Origin of the sequence: Pseudomonas sp. Irchel 3F3, from assembly GCF_900187545.1 — a bacterium.
Classification (GTDB): Bacteria; Pseudomonadota; Gammaproteobacteria; order Pseudomonadales; family Pseudomonadaceae; genus Aquipseudomonas; species Aquipseudomonas fortuita.
On sequence record NZ_FYDS01000001.1, the window covers coordinates 255281 to 275588 of the forward strand.

General features: G+C 64.1%; 19 protein-coding genes. 8 read left to right on the forward strand and 11 right to left on the reverse strand.

The genetic code is table 11. The features are described from left to right. Positions 1-71: 71 nt before the first annotated feature. A complete protein-coding gene (locus tag CKW35_RS01275; RefSeq protein ID WP_095114836.1) occupies positions 72-1388 on the reverse strand; it encodes a hypothetical protein in 1317 nt (438 codons plus the stop codon). Between the two features lie 205 nt (positions 1389-1593). On the opposite strand from CKW35_RS01275, the gene CKW35_RS01280 reads away from it, so the two are divergent. Further along, a complete protein-coding gene (locus CKW35_RS01280) occupies positions 1594-2793 on the forward strand; it encodes a sugar transporter (RefSeq protein WP_023048834.1) in 1200 nt (399 codons plus the stop codon). Positions 2794-2967: 174 nt separating this feature from the next. Here the strand turns inward: CKW35_RS01280 and CKW35_RS01285 are convergent, their stop codons facing one another. Genes CKW35_RS01285 through CKW35_RS01295 form a run of 3 tightly spaced genes read right to left on the reverse strand, consistent with a single transcriptional unit; the run spans position 2968 to position 5406 of the window. After that, complete coding sequence (locus CKW35_RS01285; RefSeq protein WP_016486008.1) at positions 2968-3552, reverse strand: LysE family translocator; 585 nt, start codon at positions 3550-3552, stop codon at positions 2968-2970. A gap of 50 nt (positions 3553-3602) precedes the next feature. Next, positions 3603-4433 (reverse strand): AraC family transcriptional regulator, encoded by an 831-nt coding sequence (locus tag CKW35_RS01290; protein ID WP_016486009.1) that lies wholly within the window; start codon positions 4431-4433, stop codon positions 3603-3605. 49 nt (positions 4434-4482) lie between these two features. Beyond that, positions 4483-5406, reverse strand: a complete 924-nt coding sequence (locus CKW35_RS01295) for a LysR family transcriptional regulator (protein WP_016486010.1) — start codon at positions 5404-5406, stop codon at positions 4483-4485. A 111-nt stretch (positions 5407-5517) separates the two neighbouring features. Here CKW35_RS01295 and nfsB point away from each other — a divergent pair, with 111 nt between their 5' ends. After that, positions 5518-6171 carry an oxygen-insensitive NAD(P)H nitroreductase gene (gene nfsB, locus CKW35_RS01300; RefSeq protein ID WP_095114837.1) on the forward strand — a complete coding sequence of 218 codons (654 nt, stop codon included), beginning with the start codon at positions 5518-5520 and terminating at the stop codon, positions 6169-6171. A gap of 52 nt (positions 6172-6223) precedes the next feature. Here nfsB and CKW35_RS01305 read toward each other — a convergent pair whose 3' ends face one another. From CKW35_RS01305 to CKW35_RS01315, 3 genes are all read right to left on the reverse strand, one after another. Continuing rightward, positions 6224-6766 carry a WYL domain-containing protein gene (locus CKW35_RS01305; protein WP_023048832.1) on the reverse strand — a complete coding sequence of 181 codons (543 nt, stop codon included), beginning with the start codon at positions 6764-6766 and terminating at the stop codon, positions 6224-6226. A gap of 117 nt (positions 6767-6883) precedes the next feature. After that, positions 6884-7681 carry an SDR family NAD(P)-dependent oxidoreductase gene (locus CKW35_RS01310; RefSeq protein ID WP_095114838.1) on the reverse strand — a complete coding sequence of 266 codons (798 nt, stop codon included), beginning with the start codon at positions 7679-7681 and terminating at the stop codon, positions 6884-6886. Between the two features lie 103 nt (positions 7682-7784). Beyond that, positions 7785-8693, reverse strand: coding sequence for a LysR family transcriptional regulator (locus tag CKW35_RS01315; RefSeq protein ID WP_070086463.1), 909 nt, complete (start codon positions 8691-8693; stop codon positions 7785-7787). 290 nt (positions 8694-8983) lie between these two features. On the opposite strand from CKW35_RS01315, the gene CKW35_RS01320 reads away from it, so the two are divergent. After that, positions 8984-10288: an MFS transporter gene (locus CKW35_RS01320; protein WP_095114839.1), complete on the forward strand. Its 1305-nt coding sequence runs from the start codon at positions 8984-8986 to the stop codon at positions 10286-10288. Between the two features lie 31 nt (positions 10289-10319). Then, positions 10320-11558 (forward strand): Zn-dependent hydrolase, encoded by a 1239-nt coding sequence (locus CKW35_RS01325; protein WP_095114840.1) that lies wholly within the window; start codon positions 10320-10322, stop codon positions 11556-11558. 141 nt (positions 11559-11699) lie between these two features. Here the strand turns inward: CKW35_RS01325 and CKW35_RS01330 are convergent, their stop codons facing one another. After that, positions 11700-13124 carry a PLP-dependent aminotransferase family protein gene (locus CKW35_RS01330; RefSeq protein WP_016486017.1) on the reverse strand — a complete coding sequence of 475 codons (1425 nt, stop codon included), beginning with the start codon at positions 13122-13124 and terminating at the stop codon, positions 11700-11702. Positions 13125-13449: 325 nt separating this feature from the next. Between CKW35_RS01330 and CKW35_RS01335 the strand changes: the two genes are divergently transcribed. Continuing rightward, positions 13450-14865, forward strand: coding sequence for an amino acid permease (locus CKW35_RS01335; RefSeq protein ID WP_016486018.1), 1416 nt, complete (start codon positions 13450-13452; stop codon positions 14863-14865). Positions 14866-14868: 3 nt separating this feature from the next. Here CKW35_RS01335 and CKW35_RS01340 read toward each other — a convergent pair whose 3' ends face one another. Continuing rightward, positions 14869-15048 (reverse strand): hypothetical protein, encoded by a 180-nt coding sequence (locus tag CKW35_RS01340; RefSeq protein ID WP_016486019.1) that lies wholly within the window; start codon positions 15046-15048, stop codon positions 14869-14871. A gap of 104 nt (positions 15049-15152) precedes the next feature. Here CKW35_RS01340 and tam point away from each other — a divergent pair, with 104 nt between their 5' ends. Then, entirely contained in the window at positions 15153-15929 is a 777-nt protein-coding gene (gene tam / locus CKW35_RS01345; protein ID WP_095114841.1) for a trans-aconitate 2-methyltransferase, read from the forward strand. Here tam and CKW35_RS01350 read toward each other — a convergent pair. Next, positions 15919-16290 (reverse strand): DUF2784 domain-containing protein, encoded by a 372-nt coding sequence (locus tag CKW35_RS01350; protein ID WP_016486021.1) that lies wholly within the window; start codon positions 16288-16290, stop codon positions 15919-15921. The genes tam and CKW35_RS01350 overlap by 11 nt on opposite strands. A gap of 141 nt (positions 16291-16431) precedes the next feature. After that, positions 16432-17301 (reverse strand): LysR substrate-binding domain-containing protein, encoded by an 870-nt coding sequence (locus tag CKW35_RS01355; protein ID WP_023048826.1) that lies wholly within the window; start codon positions 17299-17301, stop codon positions 16432-16434. A 244-nt stretch (positions 17302-17545) separates the two neighbouring features. Here CKW35_RS01355 and CKW35_RS01360 point away from each other — a divergent pair, with 244 nt between their 5' ends. Both CKW35_RS01360 and CKW35_RS01365 read left to right on the forward strand, forming a co-directional pair. Next, positions 17546-18862: an MFS transporter gene (locus CKW35_RS01360; RefSeq protein WP_023048825.1), complete on the forward strand. Its 1317-nt coding sequence runs from the start codon at positions 17546-17548 to the stop codon at positions 18860-18862. A gap of 15 nt (positions 18863-18877) precedes the next feature. After that, on the forward strand, positions 18878-20269 hold the full coding sequence (locus CKW35_RS01365) for an FAD-dependent oxidoreductase (RefSeq protein WP_095114842.1): 1392 nt from the start codon (positions 18878-18880) through the stop codon (positions 20267-20269). The last annotated feature ends 39 nt before the right edge of the window (positions 20270-20308 follow it).

The window sequence follows — 20308 nt, forward strand, 5'->3', positions numbered from 1 at the left end:
TATGTGCGGTCCCGTGGGAGCGGGTTCACCCGCGAAGGGGCCAGTACAGGCTGCAACAAATCCTGGTTCTGTTACCAGACCATCGCCTTGTCCCACCCCCGCCAGAACAACCACCGCCGCACCTCGCCATGTGCCCCGGTGCCGATCTGCCATTCAGGCCGCCCGTTATCCAGCGCAATCACCGACACCACCCCCGCGTGGCTAGCCGCCACCAGCGTTTGCCCGTCGGCGCTGATATCCATCGCACTGATGGTCGAGCCCAGGTAATGCTGCCAGTGTTCCGTAGCGTCCTCGCCAAACGCCCGCAGGTAGCCATAGGCATCGCCCACAATGTACTCGCCATTACGCGCTACGCCGGCGTATACCCGCGCGCCATCCTGCAGCAGTGGGGTACGTGGGTCCTGGCTGTAGTAGTCGGTTTCCAGCCCCGGCAAATCGGCGACGTTTACCCCCAACGTGGCGCCGCTGTAGAAATGACAGGCATTGAGGGCCAGGTGGTCACCCGCGCGGTTGAACAACGCGAAGTGCGGGTACTCGCTGCCAGGGCCGATGTCCGCCAGCAGCCTGAGTTGCGCGTCCAGCACCAGGTGCCGGCTGCCTTGCTCACCCACCACGATCAGCCGGCCATCCGCCGACACCGCGCCATGCTCCATGCTCAGCCCCAGGCTGATGTCGTCCGGGTCGGTGCCGTCGGCCAATTCATCGAGCACGCGTGTCTGCTGTGGCAGCAGGCGAGTCGCACCCTCGGTGGACAGCACGAAGATACCTTCGGCACTCACCAGCAGCACGCGTTGGCCATCCGGGAAGGGGATCAGCGCGGTCGGGGTGGGCGGCAGGTCGAACGGTTCGAACGGGTAACCTGGCGGCAACCCCTCCAGCCCGGTTGGCCAGGCCAGGCGCTGCACGTGTGGGCCGCCCCAGCCATCGGTCACACGCACGCCTTCGGCGTTGGCCAGGGCGAAGTAGCGACGGGCCGGGCAGCGGCCAAAGTGTTCGATACCGATGACCGGGGTTACCTCTTGGTGGCCGATACGCACCACATGGCCCTTCTCGTAAGGCATGCCGATGCGTGCCAGCAGGCTGCCATCCTCCAGCAGGAGGACATTGCTGATGCCTTGGCCGTGGTCTTCGAGCAACGGTACCAGGGGGTGGTGCGCAGGTGGCCAGGCTTCGCGGAAGGCTCGACGCTGTTGTTCGTCGGCGCCAGGGTGATTGGCTGCCTGCAGGGCTGTCAGCCAGGCGTCCAGCAGGTGCCCGGTGGCTGGCGCCTGCGGCTCTTCAAGATTGTCCCAGCCTTGCGCACGGCCCTGCGCGACGTAGTCATTGACGGCCTGGGCATAGGCAATGACTGCCTGCTGCCACTGCTGCTGGGGGTGCTGCTTGTCCATGAGCGGATCGGGCTCCTTGTTGCACACGCGTTTCACACAAAGCGCGCATGGTACTCCTTCTGCCTGCCTTGCGGTTGTGAGGCCCCGGGTTGACGCGTACCATGCCGTGCATTCCTATCAATAACAGCGCGTACGTCGGCACCCCTGCAAGCGGGTGGCTGGCGTGCGAACTGTTGCCTTGTCTGCGGAGAAGCGTTTTCCACCCATGAACGGACCCATACCCACCCACATGCCGCCCGCGGCCGGCAGCGGCAGCTGGCTGAGCGTCATCGCCCTGGCCCTGGCGGCCTTCATCTTCAACACCACCGAGTTCGTCCCGGTGGCGTTGCTCAGTGACATTGGCCGCAGCTTCGACATGAGCACCGCCCAGGTCGGGCTGATGCTGACCATCTATGCCTGGGTGGTGGCGCTGGCCTCGCTGCCGATGATGCTGCTGACCCGCAACATCGAACGGCGGCGCCTGCTGTTGTTCGTGTTCCTGGTGTTCATCGTCAGCCACTTGCTGTCGTGGCTGTCGCAGAGCTTTGCCATGCTGCTGGTCAGCCGTATCGGCATCGCCCTGTCGCATGCGGTGTTCTGGGCCATTACCGCCTCGTTGGCAGTACGCGTGGCGCCACCTGGCCAGCAGGCCAAGGCGCTGGGCCTGCTGGCCACCGGTACCACCCTGGCCATGGTTTTGGGCATTCCGTTGGGTCGCGTGGTGGGCGAGGCGCTGGGCTGGCGTGTGACCTTCCTCAGCATTGCCGGGGTCGCGCTGGCCACCATGCTGTGCCTGATGAAGTCGCTGCCGCTGCTGCCCAGCCAGAACTCGGGCTCGTTGCGCAGCCTGCCAATCCTGTTCAAGCGCCCGGCGCTGGTGATTACCTACCTGCTGGTGACGCTGGTGATTACCGCTCAGTTCACCGCCTATAGCTATATCGAACCGTTTGCCCTGCACGTGGCGCAGATTGGCGGTGAGCGCACCACGCTGTTGTTGTTGCTGTTCGGCGGTGCCGGGGTATTCGGTTCATTGCTGTTCAGCCGCTACAGTGACCGTTTCCCCCATGGCTTCCTGGTAGGCTCGATCGGCTTGCTCGCCGCATGCCTGCTGCTGATGTTGCCGCTGTCGGGCAATTTCTACGCGTTCGCGGCGCTGAGCATGTTCTGGGGTGTGGCGATCCTCAGCTTCAGCCTGTCGCTGCAGTCCAAGACGTTGAAGCTGGCATCCGATGCCACCGATGTGGCCATGGCGCTGTTCTCGGGTATCTACAACATCGGGATTGGGGGCGGTGCTCTGCTGGGCAGTATTGTCAGCAGCCAGATGGATGTGGCGGATATCGGCCTGGTGGGCGGTAGCGTGGCGGTGGTCGGGCTGGTAATGGCTGTTGCCAGCACCCGGCGCTACCGCGAGGCGCTGACGCACTGACCCAATGGCCAGCGGGCTTTTTGTAGGAGCGGCCTTGTGCCGCGATGGGCCGCAAAGCGGCCCCGGCAATGTCTGCGGCGAAGCTGACATTGCCGGGGCCGCTGCGCGCCCCGATCGCGACACAAGGCCGCTCCTGCAGGTGCCCCGTAGACCCGAGGGGGTACCGCTTGATCTTCAAGCCAGTACGGCAGCCCAGGCAGAAATCAACAGCACCCCCGCCAACACCTGGTTGAACAGCTGCAACCGCCGCGGTGCCTGCAACCACCTGGCGCTCCCCACCCCCAGCACCGCCCAGGCTGCCATGCACGGCAGGGCGATCAGCAAAAATACCAGCGCCAGTTGCCACACCGGCAATGACGGCGCTGCAAATACCCCGACCACCGCCACAGCCATCAGCCACACCTTGGGGTTCACCACCTGCAACGATGCGGCGCTGAAAGCACTGAGCCCTTGCGCGGTGGCCGCTTGCAAGGGGGTGGCGGCACTGCGCAGCATCTTCCACGCCAGCCAGCTTAGCCACAACACGCCGGCCCAGCTCATCAGCTGTTGGGCCAAGGGGTGACGCAGGAGCAGCTCACCCAGCCCTAGACCGACCATCAACACGATTGCCGCTGCCGCGCCACAGGCCGCCACGATTGGCACCAGGCTCGCGCGCAAACCCGCGCGCGCGCCATGGGCCAGGATCAGCAGGTTGGTCGGCCCCGGGCTGATGCTGGCCACCAGGGCGAACAGAATGAAAGGCAACAACGACTGCGACATGGTTCATGGCTCCGGAAAATCGAAGCACCATGCTCGCTGCCTTCAGGGGTTCAGTCTGGAAGGTTTGAGCAGCGCCTGCGGTAGTCGGCAGGGGTCAGCCGGTAGGCCCGACGGAACCAGCGCCCCAGGTGGCTCTGGTCGGCGAAGCCCAAGGCCACGGCCACATCGGCAGGCGTCTGGCCCTGGGCGAGCAGGCGCCGTGCCCGGGCCAGGCGCAGCTGGATCAGGTAGGCATGCGGTGCAATGCCGAACGCGGCCTTGAATGCACGGGTCAGGCGAAAACGGTCGATGCCACAGGCCTGGGCCAGGTCTTCCAGGCCGACGTCGCGCTCCAGGTGGGCGTGCAGGTAATCACGCGCGCGCTGCGCGCTCAGCGGCAGGCGCGGGTCGGGGTTGATGCGTCGGCGCCAGTGCATGTGGCGGGTCAGACAGGCCAGCAGGTCGTCCATGGCCGTTTGCCGCACGATGCGCAAGTCCCGGTCGTGCACGGTGCAGAAGGCGAGGGCGGTGGCCCGCGCCAGGCGCTCATCGTGGCACAGGGTATCGGCAAAACTGGGCAGGCTGTCGCCCGGTGTGTGCTCGAACAGCGACCGCAGCTGTTGGTCTAGCCAAGCGGGCTGCAGGTACAGCGTCGAATAGGTGAAGCCTTCTTCGGTGGGCGCCAGCCCATCGTGGATGTCGCCAGGCTCGAGCAAGAATACCTGCCCCGGCGTGCTGCGATGGCGCACCCGACGGCAGTTGAACTGCTGCACGCCCTGCTCGGTCACGCCGACCAGAAAGCTGTCGTGCCAGTGCGGGTCGTAGGCATGTCCGACGAAATGCGCCCGGACCGATTCGATGCCGGTATCGGCGTCTTGCTTGAGGTCGATCCAGTTGCTCATGAACGTGTGCCGTTGGGGTAAATGGCTACCTTAGCGCAACCCCCCCGGCTCAGTCTGGAACGATTGTGCAGCCGTTGGTCAGTGCCCGATCACGCAGGGCCTCGAAGCGCTCGCGCAGCCACAGGTGCAATTGCGAAACTGCCGGTGTGAGCTGCTTGCGATGCGGGCAGACCAAGGTGACCGGGGTAGGTTCGCCGAGCAGTTCGGGCAGGACGATTTCCAGTTCACCGGCCGCAATGTTGGCGCTGACATCCAGCCACGACTTGTAGACGATGCCTTCGCCTTGAATGGCCAGGCGACGGATGACGTCGGCATCGTCACTGACCAGCGGCCCGCGCACCTGCACGGTACGGTTGCCCAGCTGCCACTTGTCGTATACCCGGTTGTGCTGCATGTACAGCAGGCAGGCGTGTTGCTGCAGGGCGTCGGGGCTGAGCGGGCGGCCGTGGCGGGCCAGGTAGTCGGGCGATGCGACCAGCACTCTGCGGTTCCAGTCGGCCAATGGCAGAGCGATGTAGTTGGCATCCTGGTTCAGGCCATAGCGGATGGCCACATCCACCGGGTCGCGGTTGAGGTCGGCAATCTGGTCGGACAGGAAGAAACGCAGTTGCAATGCCGGGTGCTCGCGGCGAAAAGCGCTGAGCCAGGGCAGCAACATGTTGCGGCCCATGTCGGAAGGTGCCGACACCTGCAGGGTGCCGCGCAGGGTATTGGGGTTGCCATGCAGGTCTTCATGGCCCTGGCGCAAGCTCTCCAGCACATTCAGCGCGGTGGGCAGGTAGCGCTCGCCCTCGGCGGTCAGGCGCAGGCTGCGCGTGGTGCGCGCGAACAGGCGTACATCCAGGTCGCGCTCCAGGCGCTTGATTGCTGCGGCCACCTGGCCCGGCAGCAGGCCGGCTTCATGGGCGGCGGCTGTGAAGCTGCCCAGTACGCTGCTGCGGGCAAACAGTTCGAGGTCGGCAATACGCAGCATGTTGCATTTTCACTCCGTGGATGAAAGTGTTGCTGCATTGTGCCGGTTTTTCTTTTGTACTGGAAAGATAAGATACACGCCACATACACCGTTGATTCCCGGAGTTGTTGCATGGATACCGTCTCGCTGGCCAAGCGCCGCTACACCACCAAAGCCTACGATGCCTCGCGCCGTATTCCCCAGGCCACTGTCGATGCCTTGCTTGAACAGCTGCGCCACAGCCCGTCCTCGGTCAACTCACAGCCGTGGCACTTCATCGTTGCTGATACCGCCGAAGGCAAGGCCCGCCTGGCAAAGAGTACCAACGAGGGTTTTGCCTACAACACACCCAAGCTCCTCGATGCGTCGCACGTGATCGTATTCTGCACCCGCACCGAAATGACCGAAGCGCACCTCAATGCGGTGCTTGATCAAGAGGCTGCCGATGGCCGTTTCCGTGACGAGCAAGCCCGCGCCGGGCAAAACCAGAGCCGCCGCCATTACGTCAACCTGCACCGCTATGACCAGAAGGACGTGCAGCACTGGATGGAAAAGCAGACTTACCTGGCCTTGGGTACGGCGCTGCTGGGGGCAGCGGCGCATGGTCTGGATGCAACCCCGATCGAAGGCTTCGACAGCAAGGTGCTCGATGCTGAGCTGGGCTTGCGTGAGCGTGGCTTTACCAGTGTGGTGATCCTCAGCCTGGGTTATCGCAGCGAGTCGGACTTCAACGCCGGGCTGAACAAATCACGCTTGCCGGCTTCGCAAGTGTTCACTTTCTTGTGAGATTACCGGGGCCACAGACGGCCCCGCCCGACAATGAATTTTTGCTTGCCAGTCAATAACTGCCATCGTGCAGTGCCAGGCTCTGGCGCAGCTGTTCGAGCATGGCCACACGCAGCGCCAGCGGGGCCTGGATGCGGATAGAACCTGCTTGGGACAGCAGCCAGCCCATCAGCGCCCGGTTGTCGGCCACGGTAGCGACCAGCACGGCGCCGCCGCTCGCTTGCGGTGTCAGTTGCATGTCTGCTGACAGGGGTGATTGTTCCAGGCGGCGGGCCAGCGCGTCATCGACCCAGGCATGCAGTTCAACGTGGTCCGGGGGGGTAAGCACGTCGGGTTGCAGCTGCTGCGCTTCGCTCAGGCTCAGGCCCGGTTGCCAGTACCAGCCGTAAGGCATGCCTTTACTGTTGCACTGCAACGGGAACAACGCGGCAAGCTCGACCAGGTCGCGTTCGACGGTGCGTTTGCTGGTGGTATGGCCCACGGTTGTCAGGGCGGCCTGCAACTGGGTAGAGCTCATCCCGGGGTGGCGGCCGGGCAGCAACTTGAGCAGCTGCCACTGTCGGGCGATGGTATGGCGGGTTGGGTGGCTGGGCAAAGGCTTCGTCCTTGAAGGCAGGCGTCAAACCTGCCTGGATAGTGGCGTATAGCTATTGCGCAGCATACCCTCTCATAGAATGGGATCCAAGTTTTCCCCGAATGCCGCCAGTTGAATTCAGATAGCGAGGCTGTCGACCACGCCGCCGTCGACCCGCAGGGCCGCGCCGGTGGTGGCGGAGGAATAAGGGGAGGCGAGGTATACCACCAGGTGGGCAACCTCATCGACATCGGCGACGCGCTGGATGATCGAGCTTGGCCGCGCGGTGCGGACGAAGTTGTCCGCCTCTTCACGAATGCTGCGCCCGGAAGCCTTGGCTGCATCGGCCACCATCGCGGTCACGCCATCGGTCAGGGTCGGGCCCGGCAGCACTGCGTTCACGGTAACCCCGGTGCCGGCCAGACGCTTGGCCAAGCCATGGGAAACGGCCAGGTTGGCGGCCTTGGTCACGCCGTAGTTGATCATGTCGGCAGGAATGGCGACACCCGATTCCGAGGAAATGAACAGGATCCGCCCCCAGCCGTTCTCGATCATGCCCGGGGCATAATGGCGGGCCAGGCGCACACCGCTGAGCACGTTGGTTTCGTAGAAGCGCGCCCACTCGCTGTCGTCTACATCGAAGAAGTCGACGTCGTCGTAGATGCCCAGGTTGTTGACCAGGATGTCGGCCCGTGGGTGGGCAGCGAACAGGGTTTCGGCACCGGCGGCGGTACCCAGGTCGGCGACCACGCCTTGCACCTGGCCACGCCCACCTTGCTTGCGCACTTCGGCGAGGGCGGCGTCCAGCGACTTCTGGCTGCGGCCGGCAATGACCACGTCGGCATTGGCGCGGGCCAGGCCACGGGCGATGGCCAGACCAATACCGCCGGTCGAGCCGCTGATGATGGCGGTGCGTCCGCCGAGGTCGATGTTCATGGGATGGCTCCTGTAAGTGAGTTGCAGTGATGCAAGCCATTCTAGTGAAGCACGCAGGTTGGCAAGCGCGAGCGCGCGAGGTCTATGGAGCCGCTCAGAAGCGCTAGGTTATGACACGCTGCAACGCCTCGATAAACACCTCTTCCGCCCGGCTGAACCGCTGTTCCCTGTTCCACAACAGGTGAATATCCACATCGGCAATCCCTTCCTGCGGCGCCAGCTTCCACAGCAACCCCGCTTCGACATCCGGTGCCACCACATGCTCGGGCAGGCAGCCGATGCCAAACCCGGCGATCACCAGCCGGCGGACTTCTTCAAGGCTTGGCGATGAGGCCACGATCCGCCCGGCGAACCCTTGCAGGTCTCGGAAAATGGTCAGCGGCGACAACATGCCGCCAATCTGATCGCTGGTGAAACTGACGAAGTTCTCCCGTTGCAGGTCGCCTTCGGCCTGGCCAAACAGGGCATGGTGCTTGCCACAGAAAAACGCATAGCGTTGGCGCAGGAACAGCCGCTGTTCCAGCCGTGGCTGTGCACGCCGGGTGAGGCTAAGGCCCGCCGTGGCGGTTTTTTCCTGCAGGGCGGCGACGATGTCGGAGCTGCGCATCACGTCGATTTCCAGTTCCACTCGCGGGCGCTGGCGGTGGAAGTCGGCGAGGAAGTTGTCGAAGCGTTCGCTGACGATGCGGCTGATCATCAGCAGGCGCACTTTGCCCACCACTTCGTCCGCCGGTTGCTCCAGCAAGCCGCCGATCTGCGACATTTGCCCATACACCTCGCCGGCCAGCTGGAACAGCTGCTCGCCCATTTCTGTCAGCACGAAGCGCGGCCCACGGCGGGCAATGAGCTGGCGGCCGAGCTGCTCTTCAAGGCGCTTGAGCGCCTGGCTTACCGCCGGTTGGGTGAGGTGCAGGCGGGCGGCGGCGCGGCTGATGGACAGCTCCTGGCCGATGACCCGGAAGGTGCGCAGCAGGTTCCAGTCGAGGCGGTCGTTGAGCAGGCGGTCAGACATGGCGGGGGCTCGATAATAAGCGTGGCTAATAGTTCGAATAATAAATAGAAAATTGACTAATCATAGCCCCGGGCCGATAAATCGCATGCATTGAAGCCTGGTTCGTCGGCGTCGGCTTTTTCGCGGGCTTGCCCCGTCCCACAGGTACTGCACTGTTGCAGACAGGGTGCGACCCCTGTGGGAGCGGGCGAGCCCGCGAACAAGCCAGCACCGAACCAGCAGGCCAAGCGCCACCAGAGCGCCACCGTGTCCCAGCAACTCCTGCCAGAACAACAAGCAAAGGAGCCCCCATGAACCCCACCGCTTCCGCCCAGCCCCGCCGTGCAGCCGCCGCCGCGTTCATCGGTACCATGATCGAGTGGTACGACTTCTACATTTACGCCACCGCCGCCGCCCTGGTGTTCGGTGCCTTGTTCTTCCCCTCTGACGACAGCCTGTTCAGCACCATGGCCGCGTTCGGCACCTTCGCCGTGGGCTTCTTCGCCCGGCCGCTGGGCGGCATCGTCTTCGGCCACGTGGGCGACCGAATCGGCCGCAAGAAGTCGCTGGTCATCACCCTGCTGATGATGGGCATCGTTACCGTGTGCATCGGCCTGCTGCCGACTTACGCGCAGATCGGCGCCACCGCGCCGGTGCTGTTGATCCTGCTACGCATCGTCCAGGGCATTGCCGTGGGCGGCGAGTGGGGCGGGGCGGTATTGATGGCCGGCGAGCATGCGCCCAAAGGTCGGCGCAACTTCTTCGCCTCGTTCGCCCAGCTGGGCAGCCCGGCTGGCCTGATTCTGTCGCTTCTGGCCTTTGGCGCGGTTACCCGCCTGCCTGAAGAGGAACTGATGAGCTGGGGCTGGCGCGTGCCGTTCCTGGCCAGCGCTTTGCTGCTGCTGGTGGGCCTGGCGATTCGCCTGGGGGTGAATGAGTCACCCGAGTTCATCGCCAGCCGCGAGCAGGCGCAAAAGGCTCGGCGCAAGGAGCAGGCGCCAGTGCTTGAAGTGCTGCGCACCGCCTGGCGCCCGCTGTTGCTGTGCATCGGCGCCAACACCCTGGGCATTGCCGGGGTCTACTTCACCAACACTTTCATGATCAGCTACACCACCCAGCAGTTGCACCTGGAGCGCTCGTTGATCCTTGAATGCCTGTTCTTTGTGGCGATCATCCAGTTCTGTGTGCAGCCGCTTGCGGCGTGGCTGTCGGAAAAGGTCGGCGCGACGCGCTTCCTGGCGCTGGTTGCACTGCTGGCGATGGCCTCGCCCTACCCGATGTTCGTGCTGGTCAGCTCGGGCCAGGGCCCGTTGATCGTGCTTGGCATCGCCCTGGCCGCAGCCTGCATGGCTTCCTTCTACGCGGTGATTGCCGGCTATGTCAGCGGCATGTTCGCAACCCGCGTGCGCTACACCGCCATTTCTCTGGCCTATCAGATCTGCGGCGCGATCGCTGGCGGCCTGACCCCGCTGATTGGCACCTGGCTGGCCCATACCTTCAGCGGCCAATGGTGGCCGATGGCAGCCTTCTACACCCTGATCGCCACCATTTCGCTGGTTTGCGTGCTCGCCTTGGCGCGCCAGTACGCCCGTAGCCAGCGCCTGGAACTGGCCTGATCGAACCCCCACTATTCTGGAGTACCCGCATATGTTGAAAAGCAATGGCGAACGCCTGTGGGCGAGCCTGATGGCCATGGCCGAAGTCGGCGCCACCGCCCGCGGCGGCAACTGCCGCCTGGCCCTCAGCGAGGAGGACAAAGCCGGCCGTGAACTGTTCAGCCACTGGTGCCGCGAAGCGGGCCTTAGCCTGTCGGTAGATGCCATCGGCAACCTGTTCGCCCGCCGTGCCGGCAGTGACCCGCATGCCGCCCCGGTCATGATGGGCAGCCACCTCGACACCCAGCCCGAAGGAGGCCGTTTCGATGGCGTCTATGGCGTGCTGGCCGGCCTGGAGGTGGTGCGCCGCCTGAACGACTTGAACATCCAGACCCGCAAGCCACTGGAAATTGCCGTATGGACCAACGAGGAGGGCGCGCGCTTCACCCCAGCCATGTTTGGCTCGGCGGTGTTCACCGGCAGCCTCGCGCTGGCCGAGGCGCTGGCCATTCGCGATGCCGATGGCGTCAGCGTCGCCGATGAACTGCACCGCACCGGGTACGCCGGCCAACGCCCGCTGGGCGGCGAGGTGGATGCCTATTTCGAGGCGCATATCGAACAAGGCCCGATCCTTGAAGACAACGCCAAGGCCATTGGCGTGGTCAGTGGTGGCCAGGCTATCCGCTGGCTGGACGTGACGGTCGAGGGCATGGCGGCACACGCCGGCACCACGCCGATGCTGCTGCGCAAGGATGCGCTGTACGGCACTGCGCGGATGATCCAGGCGGTCGAGCAACTGGCAGCGGACTTTGCCCCCCAAGGCCTGACCACCGTAGGTGAGCTCTCCATTGCCAAGTCTTCGCGCAACACCATTCCCGGCCTGCTGCAGTTCACGGTCGACCTGCGCCATCACCGCGACGAGGCCATCGAAGCCATGGAGCGCGAGCTGACCCTGAAGCTGCAAGCCATCGCCAGCCAGCGCGGCCTGCAAGTGCGTATCGAGCGCCACTGGGTGAGCCCGGCGACCCCGTTCGATGCCGACTGCGTGGCTGCCGTGCAGCAAGCGGTGGATGGCCTTGGGTATGCGCAGCAATCGATTGTCAGCGGGGCGGGTCACGATGCCATTCTGTTGGCGCGGTACTGCCCGACGGCGATGGTGTTCATCCCCTGCGTCGGTGGCCTGAGCCACAACGAGGCTGAGGACGTGCTGCCTGATGATGCCCGACAGGGCGCGGATGTACTGCTGAACGCTGTGCTGGCACGTGCAGGCCGTGTCGACATAACTCATTGAATAGGGGGACCCTGTGGGAGCGGGCTTGCCCCGCGAACACCGGCAAAGCCGGTGCCATGCATCGCCAGGCCCCCTTCGCGGGACAAGCCCGCTCCCACAAGTTCCTGCAAACCTTACCCACGCTGAGGATGTCGTGGCGAACTACATCCCACCCCTTCGCACATGCTTGACGAACACCTTCTCCAGCAACTCCCACATCGCCGGGTCCGTACTGAACGCCACATTGAAGCGCATCCACCCGGTCGCTTTGGCATCGACCATGAACAACTGCCCAGGCCCAAGCATGATGCCTTTCTCCAGCGCATCATCCAGCAATGCGGCACTGTCCGGAATCGCCGGGTGGCGTGTCCAGATGTACATGCCTTCATCCGATTCGGTGAACAGTTCGAAGCCCAGTCGATGCAGATGCCGGCCAACTTCCTGGTGCGCCTCGGCCAGCCGCTGGCGCAGGCGCTTGAGGTGCTTGCGCCAGCGGCCGTCGATGATCGCGGCGTACACCACACGCTCCATCACCTGCGAGGTGGTCAGGCCTGAGCGCATCTTCAGGTGCAGCAGCTTCTGCATCAGTTCGGGGTTGGCCAGCATGTAGCCGACCCGCACATTGGGCGAGATGCTCTTGGAGTAGCTGCCCACGTACACCACCTGCTGCAGGTGGTCGAGGCTGGCCAGGCATGGCTGCGGTTCGGTGACCATGTCGGCGTACAGGTTGTTTTCCACCAGGCGGAAGCCGTGCTGGCTGGCCAGTTGCAGCAGGCGGTGCAACTGCGGCAGCGGTGTGCGTGAGCAGGTCGGGCTGTGCAGGTGCGGCTGGGTGAAGAACGCCGTCGGGCGGTGGTGGGTGAGCAACTGCTCCAGCTGGTTCAGGTCGTAACCGGCCGGGGTGCGTGGCACGCCTACCAGGGTTGCGCCCTGGGTACGGAGGATGCTCATCAGGTTGGGGTAGCCAGGGTCGTCGACCAGCACCACATCGCCTGGGCGCACCAGCGTGCGGGCGGCCAGGTCCAGGGCCTGGCTGGCACCGTGGGTGAGCATCAGCTGTGCCGGGTTGGCGACGATGGAAAGCTCTTGCTGCAAATTCTGCGCTGTCAGCGTACGCAGTTCCATCAGGCCCATGGGGTCGCCGTAACCCGACAGTTCCAGTGGGCTGCCGGCCACCTGGCGCAGCCCGCGACGCAGGCCGTCTTCGTACATCCAGTCGTTGGGCAGCCAGCCGCACCCCGGTTTGTAGGGCAACTGACGGATCTCGAAGATCTGCTGCAGGTACCACTCGGAGTTGAACATTGGTCGACTGGCGTCGGCCTCGGTAGTGTGCCGGTCCAGCATTTCGCCCGCCGCACGGTTGACGAAGAACCCCGCATTGCCACGGCTCACCAGCAGCCCCTGGGCGACCAGGCGGTCGTAGGCCTCGACCACGGTGAAGGTGCTCACCGAATAGCTCGCGGCAAAGGCGCGTATAGACGGGACCTTGGCGCCCGGCTTGAGGGTCTGGTTGTCGATCAACTCACGCAACCCGTCGATGATCTGGTTGACCAGCGGGGTGGGGGAGTCTGGATGTAATTCGAACATTCGGGGCCTTCAGGGTGCGTATCGCCTGGCGTTTGCAGGGTGTACTGCATGGGCGACCTGTACAGTGCAGTGCGAGATTCATGCCACTGTGCATGGCTCTCTGCGTCGGACATTTTTACATTAGGTGTCGGATATCGCCACATAAAGCATGTTCAGTTCGCTTCAGGCAGTCGTCCTGGGGCGCGTCAGCAGGCCGCCATGGAGGGCCTGCGTGTGTTCGCTCACACCATCCTGCCCGCATTAGCACTGATGTACAGGTGAAACCGCCAGCCATCGGGGTTTCACGGTTTTCCTTGGATAAAAAGAAGCACGGGGTACACAACTGATGGACGCAACATCCACAACCACCACCGCGAAAGGCGGGCACGAGAGCAAGCTCAGTGCCTCGCTGAAGTCGCGCCACCTGACGATGATGTCGATCGCCGGGGTTATTGGCGGCGCCTTGTTCGTCGGCTCCGGCAGCGTGATCCACAGCGCCGGCCCAGCCGCTGTCCTGGCCTACCTGGCGGGCGGCATCCTGGTGGTACTGATCATGCGCATGCTGGGTGAAATGGCGACGTCCTCGCCAGACACCGGCTCGTTCTCCACCTACGCCGACCGCGCCATTGGCCGCTGGGCCGGTTTCACCATCGGCTGGCTGTACTGGTGGTACTGGGTCATCCTCATGGCCTGGGAAGCCTATGTGGCGGGCAAGATCCTGCATGGCTTCTTCCCGGATGTCAGCGTCAACGTGTTCGTGCTGGCCACGACCCTGTTGCTGATTACCGTCAACTTCTTCAACGTCAAGCACTACGGTGAGTTCGAGTTCTGGTTCGCCTTGATCAAGGTGATCGCGATCGTCTGCTTCCTGATCGTGTGTACCGCTGCCGTGATGAACGTCTGGCAGTTTGGTGAAGTGCGTGGCATCAGCCACCTCACCGCCGAAGGCTTCATGCCCAATGGCATCACCACCGTGATCGGTGCATTGCTTGGGGTGATGTTCGCCTTCCTGGGCGCCGAAATCGTCACCATCGCCGCTTCCGAAGCCAAGGACCCGGCCGCGCAGATCGTCAAGGCCACCAACTCGGTGGTATGGCGTGTGTGCCTGTTCTACGTCGGTTCGATCTTCCTGATCGTCTGCCTGGTACCGTGGAACGACCCGCACCTGGGTGTTTCCGGCTATGGCGCTTATCGCCGTACCCTGGAACTGCTGGGCGTGCCTTATGCCGAGCTGCTGATGAACTTCGTGGTGCTGACCTCGGTGAGCAGCTGCCTGATCTCGGGCCACTACACCGCTTCGCGCATGCTGTTCTCCCTGGCCCAACGGGGTGATGCGCCGTCGTTCTTCAAGATCACCCGCGCCGGCACCGGTGTACCGGTATACGCGATCATGGGCTCGTGCGCCGTGGCCGTGGTGTGTGCGCTGATCAACTTCAGCGAAACCCTGCGCCCGAAAGACGTGCTGGATACCCTGATGAACACCACCGGCATGATCGCCCTGCTGGTGTACCTGGTCATTGCCTTCTCGCAGCTGCGCATGCGCCGCAAGCTGATTGCCGAAGGCAAGGAAGTGCGCCTGAAGATGTGGCTGTTCCCGTGGCTGACCTACCTGGTGATCGCGTTCATCGTGGCCGCACTGGTCACCATGGCCTTCATGCCTGACTACCAGATCCTGGTGATTTCCACCGGTATTGCGGCGGCAGTCGTGGTGGCAATGGGCGTGGTGCACCAGATCCGCTCTGGCAGCAGCAAGCAGCACTAAGCGTCACTCGTGCCTGGAAACGGCCGGCTCCCTTGGGGACCCGGCCGTTTCGCGTTGTTGGGCCTGGGTTTTTTCTGCGGGCATGTGGAAGCGCTGGTTCATCCACGGCGAGCCGAGCAGGGCGGCGGCGGCGATCAGGGCCAGGATGGCGAGGGCGATGTAGGTCTTCATGGGCAGGCGCATACATGGACTGACTTCACGCATAGGCGGTCAGTTCCGGCGATAGGGCCCTCACAGTCGACAGATGGCATATGCTAGGCACATTGCCCGCCCAAAAGGAGCCCCACATGGCTTGGTCCGCCAACCAGTATTCCCTGTTCGAAGACGAACGCACCCGTGCCGTACGCGACCTGCTCGCCGCCATCCCGCCACGGCCGGTGCGCCACGCCACCGACCTGGGCTGCGGCCCGGGCAACTCCACCGAGGTGCTGCTGCAGCGCTACCCCGATGCCCAGGTGACGGCACTGGACAGCGACCCGGACATGATCGACAAGGCCCGCGAACGCAAACGGCTGTGCATCCCGCGGGTACGCACGGTCATTGCCGACATTGCCGGCTGGTCCGCCCCAGAGCCGCAAGACCTGATCCTGGCCAATGCCTCGCTGCAATGGGTACCTGACCACGCCTCGCTGTACCCGCACCTGGTGCGTCAGTTGAGTGAAGGCGCCAGCCTGGCCGTGCAGACCCCCGACAACCTCGACGAACCAGCCCATCGGCAGTTGCGCGAGATTGCCAGCCAAGGCCCTTGGGCGGCGAAATTCGCCGATTTCCAGTTGCCGCCACGGCACGGTGCGGCGTTCTACTACGACCTGCTCAGCCCGCTGTGTGCGCGGGTGGATGTGTGGCGCACCACCTATCACCACCCTTTGGTGGGTGGCGCCGAAGCGGTGGTGGAGTGGTTCAAGGGTTCGGCCTTGCGGCCTTACCTGGCCAGGCTTGACGAGCAGGAGCAGGGCGACTTTCTGCAGATGTACCTGCAGGCCATGCAGCGCGACTACCCGCCGGCCACCGATGGCAAGGTGCTGCTGCCGTTCCCGCGGTTGTTCTTGATCGCTACCCGCTAGGGCGGTGCCATTGCCAGGCCACGTAGCTGTAGACGCCGAGGTTGAGCAGCAGCACAACGCTGCCCAGTAACAGCTGGATGTGCGGTGTCAGCCCGGCGGGGTAGATCAGTGGCCAGATGTAGTGCTCCACAAAGCCGCCCTGGTAGCCTGCGCCCCCGGCTGCGCTGCGCATGCGGTTTTCCCAGGTGGTGAGCGGGCAGCCCAGGTGCAGGCATTCCACCGCCACGCCCCAGGCCAGGGCCGGCAAGTGGATGAACAGGGCAGGGCGCCACTTGAGTACCAGCAGGCCGCCGAACAGCACCAGCAGGATGAAGGCCAGGTGCAGCAGGACCAGGGTGTCGGCGGCCAGGCGGTAGAGCATGGTTAGTGTGCCCGGGGGTTGAAGTTATCCCAGCATAGTCGGGTGGCCTGCACTGGCCTCTTCGCAGCACAAGGCTGCTCCTACAGGTTATCGCATTCCTCTGTAGGAGCAGCCTTGCGCTGCGAAAGGGCCGGTACAGGCTTACAACCCTTCCTCAACCATCTGCAAAAAGGTCGCCACTACCCGGCGCGTACGCTGTTCGCTCAGGCACACCAGCGTCTCGGTCAAATGCCGCTGACAATCCACAATCGGTAACGCGCACACCCGCGCATCGGCGCCAAACTCGGCCGCCGAGACCACCCCCACGCCTATCCCCACCACCACCGCCTCACGCGCCGCTTCCCGGCCTTCCACCTGGATCGCCGGGCGAATCCGCAAACCCGCTCGTTGCATCTCCTCTTCCAGCGTCTGGCGCGTCACCGAGCCGGGCTCGCGCAGCACCAGGGGTGTGTCGTCGAGGTCGGCGAGGCTGATCGAGCCACGGCTGGACCACGGGTGGTTATGCGAAACAAACGCCACCATCGGGTCGCGGCGCAGTGGCAGGCAATGCAGGCGCTCATCATCGACATCCCGCCCGAGCAGGGCCAGGTCAGCCTGGTAGCTGAACAAGCGGGCCAGCGACTCATCGGTGTTGCCGGTCTCGATTTTCACCTGGATGCCCGGGTAGCGCTGGCAGAAGCGAGCGATCTGCGGCAGCACGTGTACCGGCGCATCCACCGCCAGCACCAGGCTGCCGGTGTGCAGCGCACGCGAATCGTGCAGCAGCTCTTGAGCTTCGACCTCGCAGGCGAACAGGCGCTGGCTGATGCCCAGCAAGCGCTCGCCAAGATCAGTGAGCTGCACCGAACGCTTGTTGCGGTGGAACAGCAAGACGCCGAAGCGCTCCTCCAGTTTGCGCACTTGGTCCGACACCGCTGGCTGGGTAAGGAACAGCTTTTCTGCGGCGCGGGTAAAGCTGCCGTGCACGGCCACCGCATGGAAGGCCTTCAGTTGTGCGTGGGAAAGCGACATGACAGACCTCAGTAACAAGCTGGGCTTATGTGTGTAATACGATAAATCGATTTTATTTATCTTAGCGCAACTGTTTCCATGAATGTCAGCCCGATGCGGGTACCACGAGTACCGCCTGGGCCATGGCACCCACACGGCGCCATCTGACCCGATGACAGCCTCGTCATCGCTGTGCGTAACACAAGAACAAGACAGGCGTTTCTTCACATTCTGCCGGCACACTTGAGCAAGAGGTCAGACTTACATGAATCAGTCCCTAGCCGCGTTGAAACGTTGGCGCATCCAGATTTTCGCCATCACCTGGCTGGCTTACGCCGCCTTCTACTTCACCCGTAAAGCCTTCTCGGTAGCCAAGCTGGGCATTGCCGAAGACCCAGGCTTCATGCTCGACAAGGCCGCCATGGCCAACCTCGACGCCATCTACCTGGCCGCCTACGCTGTGGGCCAGTTCACCTGGGGCATGCTCGCCGACCGCTTCGGCCCGCGTGTGGTGGTGCTTGGCGGGTTGCTGATTTCTGCAGTGGCGGCAGTGGTGATGGGCAGTTACGCCACCTTCCCGATCTTTGCCACCTGCATGCTGGTGCAGGGCCTGGCGCAGTCCACCGGCTGGGCCGGCTTGTGCAAGAACATCGGCAGCTTCTTCCCGGCTTCGCAGCGCGGGCGGGTATTGGGCCTGTGGAGTTCCTGCTATGCCTTCGGCGGCCTGGTGGCCTCACCGTTCGCGGGGTGGTGGGCCTATACCCTGGTGGGCACCTGGCACGCAGCGTTCTTCTCCAGTGCCGCGGTGGTGGCCCTGGTGGCCGTGCTGTTTTTCTTCCTGCAGCGCAACAAGCCTGAAGATGTCGGCCTGCCGGCCGTGGAGCCCGAGCCGCAGAGCATGGCCCCGGCGGACAACCTGTGCAGCGTGTGGGCACCGCTGAGGGAGATCCTGCGCAACCGCACGGTGCTGACCCTGGGGCTTGCGTACTTTCTGCTGAAGCCGGCGCGCTACGCCATCCTGTTGTGGGGGCCGGTGATTGTCTTCGAACAGATGCCATCGGTGGGCAAGGTGGGGGCGGCAATCATCCCGACCGCCTTCGAACTGGCGGGGTTGCTAGGCCCGATCATGATCGGCCTGGCCTCCGACAAACTGTTCGGCGCCCGGCGCATGCCGGCCTGCGTGATCAGCCTGGTGCTGCTGACCATGACCCTGGCGGCGTTCATGGCGGCCATGCATACCGGTAGCGTGATGCTGGTGGTGGCCTTGCTGTTCGTCATGGGCCTGACCCTGTACGGGCCGGACTCAATGATCAGTGGTGCTGCAGCCATCGACTTCGGCACCGCCAAGGCCGGCGCCACCGCCGCAGGTTTCGTCAACGGCTGTGGCTCGGTGGGGGCGGTGCTGGGCGGGCTGCTACCCGGTTACTTCGATGGCGTCACGGTGTTCATCGTGTTCGCTGGCTGCGCGCTGTTCTCGGCGCTGGTGCTGTTACCGCACTGGAACAGCCGCCCGGCCAGCAATGCACAAAGTACCGACGTAGCACCGAATACCAGCATGGCAATCAAGCCACTGCGTACCTGAAAGGAAAGCGAGCAAATGAGACCCTTCTGGCTGCAACAGGCCCTGGATTCCACGCAGGAGGCGGTGTGCCCGCCGCTGCAAGGCGATACCCGTTGCGATGTGTGCATTGTCGGTGGCGGTTATACCGGCCTGTGGACGGCACTGATGCTCAAGGAGGCCGTACCGGCCCTGAAGGTGGTGCTGATCGAAGCCGACATCTGCGGCGCCGGTGCCAGTGGCCGCAATGGTGGTTGCGCGTTGTCCTGGTCGGCCAAGTACTTCACCCTCGAACGCCTGTTCGGCGTGGCCGAGGCGGTGCGCCTGGTGCGCGAGTCGGAGCGCAGCATCGCCGGCATCGGCGAGTTTTGCGCGGCCAATGGCATCGACTGCGACTTTCGGCTGGACGGCACGTTGTACACTGCCACCAACCCGGCCCAGGTAGGCGCCACCGATGCGGTGATCGCCGCGCTGGAGCACAAGGGGATCAACTCGTTCCGCCGCCTGCCACTGGAGCAGGTGCAGCGCCTGGCGGGTTCGGCGCGGCACCTGGAGGGCTGGTTCTCGCCGGCCGCCGCCACGGTGCAGCCGGGCAAGCTGGTGCGCGGCTTGCGTCGGGTGGCCTTGCAACGCGGCGTGCGCATTCATGAAGGCACAGCCATGACTGGCCTGGAGCACGGTGCCCCGGTGCAGGTACGCACCGCTCATGGCACCGTGCGCGCCGACCGCGTGGTGCTGGGCCTCAATGCCTGGATGGCACGCGCCTTCCCGCAGTTCGAGCGCAGTGTGGCGATTGTTTCCAGCGACATGGTGATCACCGAGCCGTGCCCCGAACTGCTCGGCCAGAGTGGCCTGGACAGCGGAATCAGCGTGCTCGACTCGCGTATTTTCGTGCATTACTACCACAACACCTCTGATGGTCGGCTGATGCTCGGCAAGGGCGGCAACACCTTCGCGTATGGCGGGCGCATGCTGCCGGTATTCGACCAGCCTTCGCCGTACCGGCCCTTGCTGCGCGAAACCCTTGGCGAGTTTTTCCCGGCCTTGGCCGAGGTGCCACTGGCGGCCAGCTGGAACGGGCCGTCGGACCGTTCGGTGACCGGCTTGCCGTTCTTTGGTCGCCTGGACGGTCAGGGCAACGTGTTCTACGGCTTTGGTTACTCCGGCAGCGGCGTTGGCCCGTGTCATATGGGCGGGCAGATTCTATCGTCGCTGGCGCTGGGGCTGGATAACCCGTGGACCCGTTCGCCGCTGGTCAAGGGGCCGCTGGGGCTGTTCCCGCCCGAACCGATCCGCTACCTGGGCTCGCTGATGGTGCGCAATGCCATCCGTCGCAAGGAGCGCGCCGAGGATCACGGCTTGCGGCCGCGTCGCCTGGATGTGCGCCTGGCGCGGTTTGCGGCGGCGGCGGGTAAAGCCGATAAAGGCTGATGAGATTTCTTGTCGATCCCATGCTCGAGGGCGTATAAA

Bases quoted from the DNA above. Each gene is read 5' to 3' on its own strand.
- CKW35_RS01275 (WP_095114836.1), bottom strand. From the start codon at position 1,388: ATGGACAAGCAGCACCCCCAGCAGCAGTGGCAGCAGGCAGTCATTGCC.
- CKW35_RS01280 (WP_023048834.1), top strand. From the start codon at position 1,594: ATGAACGGACCCATACCCACCCACATGCCGCCCGCGGCCGGCAGCGGC.
- CKW35_RS01285 (WP_016486008.1), bottom strand. From the start codon at position 3,552: ATGTCGCAGTCGTTGTTGCCTTTCATTCTGTTCGCCCTGGTGGCCAGC.
- CKW35_RS01290 (WP_016486009.1), bottom strand. From the start codon at position 4,433: ATGAGCAACTGGATCGACCTCAAGCAAGACGCCGATACCGGCATCGAA.
- CKW35_RS01295 (WP_016486010.1), bottom strand. From the start codon at position 5,406: ATGCTGCGTATTGCCGACCTCGAACTGTTTGCCCGCAGCAGCGTACTG.
- nfsB (WP_095114837.1), top strand. From the start codon at position 5,518: ATGGATACCGTCTCGCTGGCCAAGCGCCGCTACACCACCAAAGCCTAC.
- CKW35_RS01310 (WP_095114838.1), bottom strand. From the start codon at position 7,681: ATGAACATCGACCTCGGCGGACGCACCGCCATCATCAGCGGCTCGACC.
- CKW35_RS01315 (WP_070086463.1), bottom strand. From the start codon at position 8,693: ATGTCTGACCGCCTGCTCAACGACCGCCTCGACTGGAACCTGCTGCGC.
- CKW35_RS01320 (WP_095114839.1), top strand. From the start codon at position 8,984: ATGAACCCCACCGCTTCCGCCCAGCCCCGCCGTGCAGCCGCCGCCGCG.
- CKW35_RS01325 (WP_095114840.1), top strand. From the start codon at position 10,320: ATGTTGAAAAGCAATGGCGAACGCCTGTGGGCGAGCCTGATGGCCATG.
- CKW35_RS01330 (WP_016486017.1), bottom strand. From the start codon at position 13,124: ATGTTCGAATTACATCCAGACTCCCCCACCCCGCTGGTCAACCAGATC.
- CKW35_RS01335 (WP_016486018.1), top strand. From the start codon at position 13,450: ATGGACGCAACATCCACAACCACCACCGCGAAAGGCGGGCACGAGAGC.
- CKW35_RS01340 (WP_016486019.1), bottom strand. From the start codon at position 15,048: ATGCGCCTGCCCATGAAGACCTACATCGCCCTCGCCATCCTGGCCCTG.
- tam (WP_095114841.1), top strand. From the start codon at position 15,153: ATGGCTTGGTCCGCCAACCAGTATTCCCTGTTCGAAGACGAACGCACC.
- CKW35_RS01350 (WP_016486021.1), bottom strand. From the start codon at position 16,290: ATGCTCTACCGCCTGGCCGCCGACACCCTGGTCCTGCTGCACCTGGCC.
- CKW35_RS01355 (WP_023048826.1), bottom strand. From the start codon at position 17,301: ATGTCGCTTTCCCACGCACAACTGAAGGCCTTCCATGCGGTGGCCGTG.
- CKW35_RS01360 (WP_023048825.1), top strand. From the start codon at position 17,546: ATGAATCAGTCCCTAGCCGCGTTGAAACGTTGGCGCATCCAGATTTTC.
- CKW35_RS01365 (WP_095114842.1), top strand. From the start codon at position 18,878: ATGAGACCCTTCTGGCTGCAACAGGCCCTGGATTCCACGCAGGAGGCG.